6 protein-coding genes are annotated in these 4,590 nt (G+C 37.1%); 5 read left to right on the top strand and 1 reads right to left on the bottom strand.

The genetic code is table 11. The features are described 5' to 3' along the window. Nucleotides 1-165 precede the first annotated feature (165 nt). The gene (locus I7X29_RS15075) at nucleotides 166-846 is read left to right on the top strand and encodes a hypothetical protein (protein WP_198475856.1); all 681 of its coding nucleotides are present in this window, start codon (nucleotides 166-168) and stop codon (nucleotides 844-846) included. 198 nt (nucleotides 847-1,044) lie between these two features. Here I7X29_RS15075 and I7X29_RS15070 read toward each other — a convergent pair whose 3' ends face one another. After that, the gene (locus tag I7X29_RS15070) at nucleotides 1,045-1,890 is read right to left on the bottom strand and encodes a hypothetical protein (protein WP_198475854.1); all 846 of its coding nucleotides are present in this window, start codon (nucleotides 1,888-1,890) and stop codon (nucleotides 1,045-1,047) included. Between the two features lie 158 nt (nucleotides 1,891-2,048). On the opposite strand from I7X29_RS15070, the gene I7X29_RS15065 reads away from it, so the two are divergent. The 4 genes from I7X29_RS15065 to I7X29_RS15050 are packed head-to-tail and all read left to right on the top strand — an operon-like array spanning nucleotide 2,049 to nucleotide 4,487. Next, nucleotides 2,049-2,471, top strand: coding sequence for a single-stranded DNA-binding protein (locus tag I7X29_RS15065; protein WP_009414311.1), 423 nt, complete (start codon nucleotides 2,049-2,051; stop codon nucleotides 2,469-2,471). A gap of 56 nt (nucleotides 2,472-2,527) precedes the next feature. Beyond that, nucleotides 2,528-3,820, top strand: a complete 1,293-nt coding sequence (gldE, locus tag I7X29_RS15060; protein WP_198475858.1) for a gliding motility-associated protein GldE — start codon at nucleotides 2,528-2,530, stop codon at nucleotides 3,818-3,820. A 13-nt stretch (nucleotides 3,821-3,833) separates the two neighbouring features. Further along, nucleotides 3,834-4,172 (top strand): MerR family transcriptional regulator, encoded by a 339-nt coding sequence (locus I7X29_RS15055; RefSeq protein ID WP_009414313.1) that lies wholly within the window; start codon nucleotides 3,834-3,836, stop codon nucleotides 4,170-4,172. Nucleotides 4,173-4,223: 51 nt separating this feature from the next. Further along, on the top strand, nucleotides 4,224-4,487 hold the full coding sequence (locus I7X29_RS15050; protein ID WP_198475852.1) for a toxin-antitoxin system, antitoxin component, PHD family protein: 264 nt from the start codon (nucleotides 4,224-4,226) through the stop codon (nucleotides 4,485-4,487). Nucleotides 4,488-4,590: the final 103 nt, after the last annotated feature.

Below are 4,590 nucleotides of genomic sequence, written 5' to 3'. Positions count from 1 at the left end.
CAAAGTCTATAAACCTGATAATCAATCGCTTTTAAAGTGCGTGGTGTACGGGCGTTTTGCAAACGCCCCCTAAAAACAAGCCAATTTATTCAAAACCTATTTTTGTTTAACTATAATCTTCATCATTGGCAATGGCTTTTATTAATGATTAATTGATAAAGAAAAATGCGAAAAATAATATTAATTTACATTCTTTTGTGTGGCTATATAAATTGCAAATCACAAGAGTTTAATGTACATCAAATGCTTACTTTTGACGAAAAAGTATTTAAAAACTGGGAAATAGATAATGCCTATTCCTCAAGTAATAGTAGTAAATACCTGAAAAAAAGAAGCAAAAGAGTAGAAATATACTACTCTTACAACAGAAACACAATACAAGTAATGGAGTACGATACTCTCAGTCCTTATTCTCGTTTATGTATATATGATTTAGCTACTAAAAAACGTAACTTTTCTTGTCAATATATTACAGGTGTACCCTATGGTATTTCTCGATATTATGATAAAGATGGCAATATAATAAAGGAAGAAGATGAAGATAAAAATTACCTTTTTTCTATACCTCAGTTAATAGAAAAGATAAAAACAGAATATCAACGACAAATAGGTAAACGAGAGAGTAATATTGAGTTTAGAAAATTTGAAGAAAAAGAAAAATACTATTATTTAGTAGTGATATTCCCTCTTGATCCTTATGATGTATATCAAAAACCTACTACTAATCTCGTGATCGATGGACAAACAGGGGAAATTTTGTATCAAGAAACTATACAATATCAACGTGATGGAAATGATAATAAAGCAAATCCTATAGAAGATTTTTTAAGACAACAAACAAAGTAAAACCCCATTAGAGTATTTCTTGTAACTCGCATCTACTATAATTTACAACCATATTTGCACCCCATTCCGTGTCAAAATCCGTGTAATTCGTGCCATCAGCTTTATTTGATTAATAGATATTTAGCCATACATTTGTCACATCAAACTCACGTTAATTAAGTTTGAGAGTGATGCCTAAGATGAACTACCATTAGGATTTCAATAGTAGGTTATTTCTCTTTTTACAGCAGCCATTGCCTTGCCGTCCACCACAAAGCGCTTTTCCGTCCAATTGCCTTTTGCATCCCATTGATATTCATAGCTACAACGCGTAGGGGCACCTCCATTGATAACCGTTACTTGTTCTGTTGGGAAGCCCATTTTATCAGTATAAGCAAAAGTTGCCTCTAATTTATAAATAGTACTACCGTTTTGGGTTACTTCAGTAAGTTCCTTTACAATTTGGTTCTGAGCATTATAAGTAAGGAACGTGCTAATCACCACACTCCCGTTCATTCGTTCTTTGATGTTGGCAGTTATTTTGCCAGCAGCGTTGTACTCAAAACGCTCTTTTTGGATAATATCCTTCTCATTAGGAAAATAATCAGTGATTTCTATAGGGCGTTTACGCTTGTCGAACACATATTTGGTAGGATAAACCGTATGCATTTCGGCAACGACAAATCGTTTGGCTATTGCCTCAGTTTTCTTTTTATTGTACACCAGTGTACGTACCTCATTAGCAAGCAAATTGTTTTTGTTCGTAATCTTCACTTCAGTTAAAAAACCCTTCTTATCAAACGAAAACACCTGTGTACCATCTTCTTGACCATCATCTTTATATAAAGTTCTACTGACAACTTTTCCTTGCTCGTCAAAATACACTTTTTGGTGTTTGTACAAATCGTTGTTTTGGTCTAATGTAATTTCAGGGTTTAAGGACTCAATTGTAGTATAGAGCATTTTCACTTTGCCCTTGAGCTCAAAAGGTACTTCTTTCGTAAACGACTGAGCCGAAAGCGCCCAGCAACAACACAAATGTAAAAAGAGAAGAACTATTTTCATTTTATGAGGTATTATCAAGCGACAAAGATATTGAAAAATTCACAAATTAGCAAATCAATAAAAAATAAATTTCATCACCAAAATTTTGGTAAGTAGAAAAAAAGTTGTACTTTTGAAAAATATTTTGATTATCAACTCTATATTTATATATTTTATCAATGAACGGAACTTTAAATAAAGTTATTCTCATAGGTCGTATGGGAGATGTTGTAAAACTTACGTATTTTAGCGAAGGCAACTGCATCGGTCAGTTCCCCTTAGCCACTGATGATGAGTATACTAACCGCGCTACTAACGAGCGTATGAGCAGTACCGAATGGCATACCATCATCGTGCGCAACAAGCTCGCTGAACTCGTAGAAAAATACACTCACAAAGGCGACCTTATCTATGTGGAAGGGCGCATCAAAACGCGCAAATGGCAAACGGAAGACGGCGTAATGCGCTATATGACTGAAATCCACGCTACCGATGTAACTTTCCTACCAAACCCCAAACGCGACGGGCAACCTAAACCCGCCCCAAAAACGGCTGAACCTAAGGCGTACGAACCGCCCGTAAGTACCCAGCCGCCTTTCTAAATGTGTAACGAAATAATAATATTTTGGAAACAGAACCTTTGTCGGTACTCCCTTTGATGTCCTTTTTAGACATCAATTGGGGGCTCATTATTCAATTTGTTGTATATATAGTATTATTGCTGTGCTCGGCTCTCATCTCAGGAGCCGAAGTAGCCCTCTTTTCGCTCACCCCTGCCGAGATAAATACCCTCCGCGACGAAAAAACCGCTACCAGCAATATCATCGTCAAGCTCGTTGATAACCCCAAAAAACTATTAGCAACGGTGCTTATTGCCAATAACTTGGCAAACATCTCCATCGTACTCCTCTTCGTCGATTTAGGTAACTTCCTCTTTAGCGGTATTACCACCCCTTGGGTGCGTGTCGTGCTTGATGTGGGGGTAGTTACCTTTGTACTCTTGCTCTGCGGCGAAATCCTACCTAAAATCTATGCCAATCGCAACAACATACAATTTGCACAGCGCGTCGCCTACTTCATCTATACGCTCGACACTTTCTTTACGCCCATCAGCGCACCGATGAAAGCCTTTACGGTATGGATTCAGAAGAGTTTAGGCAAACAAAAAAGCAATATTTCAATAGGACAACTCTCACAAGCCTTAGAACTTGCCTCGGAAGAAGACACCACCAATGAGGAAAAGAAAATATTGGAGAGCATCGTGTCGTTTGGCAATACCGAAACGCGCGAAGTAATGGTACCCCGCGTAGATATCTTTGCCCTCAGCGAAGATCTCTCTTATCAGGAGTTGCTCAACGAAATTGTTGCCATAGGCTATTCGCGAATCCCCGTATATCACGAGAATTTAGACCATATCACAGGGGTGATTTACATCAAAGACCTCTTGCCTCACTTAGATAAAACCGACTTCGACTGGAATAGTGTAAAACGCAACGCCTTTTTTGTGCCTGAAAACAAAAAACTCGACGATTTGCTCAGCGAGTTCCAAGAAAAGAAAATACACCTCGCCGTAGTGGTTGATGAGTATGGTGGCACTTGTGGCGTGATTACCTTAGAGGATATTATCGAAGAGATTGTAGGCAGCATCAACGATGAGTTTGACGACGATGATATCACCTACTTCAAAGTAGATGATAATACCTTTATTTTTGAAGGAAAAACAGTGTTAAAGGATTTCTATCGCATTCTCGATTTCAACGATGAAGAAGAGGCTCTTTTCGATGAAAAACGCGGTGATGCCGAAACTCTTGCCGGCTTCCTTTTAGAGATTGCAGGTAATTTCCCTCAAAAAGGCATTCCTATTCTTTTCAACAACTACAAATTCATTGTAGAAGCCTTCGATAAAAAACGCATCAAGCAAGTAAAAATCATCAGAACCCCTAATCCCTAATCCCTATCCCCTAATGCCTAATATTGACTTACCCGAAAAACTCTATTACAGTATCAACGAAGTGGCGCAGGCATTTGGCGTAAATGCCTCGCTGATACGCTTTTGGGAAAAGGAGTTTGAGATTATCAGTCCGCGTAAAACAACCTCAGGCAGTAGGAAATTTTCAGCAGACGACATTCAAAAACTCAAGCTGATTTATCACTTAGTAAAAGAGCGTGGCTTTACCCTTGAAGGAGCGCGCCAACGCCTAAAAGAAGAAAAACAAAAAACACTCGACAATTTCGCCCTTATAGAGAAATTAGAACATATCAAACAAACACTCATCAACATCAAAGAGAGTTTAGGGGAATGAAACATTATTGATTGAAAAATAATTATTACCTTTGCAAAAAATATCAGGATTATGAGTGTAGCAGTTTTATTACAGGAACCTGAAGTTCTAACGGACAAAAAAGGAAATTCTTTTAGATTAATTCCAGAAGAAGAATACAACTATATGCTAAATGTTATTAGTATGTATGAAGAAGATGACCTAACAGAAGAAGACGTTAGAAAAATAGCTATTTCAAAAGAGCAATCTAAGTTAGGAATGACTTCTAAAAGTGAAGATGTTTTTAAAAGAATTCAAGAAAAAAGAGGAAAACACTATAGAAATCCATCACTTTAGAAGTTCTAAACAACAACCATTAGAAGAAATCTATTTTTTTTTCAAAATATACATAAAAACGGAGTCGCAGGATTGCAACTCCGTTTTTTATTTGATAAATTAG

It is taken from the genome of Capnocytophaga periodontitidis (assembly GCF_016126015.1).
GTDB lineage: Bacteria > Bacteroidota > Bacteroidia > Flavobacteriales > Flavobacteriaceae > Capnocytophaga > Capnocytophaga periodontitidis.
The sequence above is the reverse complement of the archived record's forward strand: the minus strand, read 5'-3'. Positions and strand labels throughout refer to the sequence as shown.

Excerpts from the sequence above, each read along its gene's own strand:
- I7X29_RS15065 (WP_009414311.1), top strand. The coding sequence starts at position 2,049 with ATGAACGGAACTTTAAATAAAGTTATTCTCATAGGTCGTATGGGAGAT.
- gldE (WP_198475858.1), top strand. The coding sequence starts at position 2,528 with ATGTCCTTTTTAGACATCAATTGGGGGCTCATTATTCAATTTGTTGTA.
- I7X29_RS15050 (WP_198475852.1), top strand. The coding sequence starts at position 4,224 with ATGAGTGTAGCAGTTTTATTACAGGAACCTGAAGTTCTAACGGACAAA.
- I7X29_RS15070 (WP_198475854.1), bottom strand. The coding sequence starts at position 1,890 with ATGAAAATAGTTCTTCTCTTTTTACATTTGTGTTGTTGCTGGGCGCTT.
- I7X29_RS15075 (WP_198475856.1), top strand. The coding sequence starts at position 166 with ATGCGAAAAATAATATTAATTTACATTCTTTTGTGTGGCTATATAAAT.
- I7X29_RS15055 (WP_009414313.1), top strand. The coding sequence starts at position 3,834 with ATGCCTAATATTGACTTACCCGAAAAACTCTATTACAGTATCAACGAA.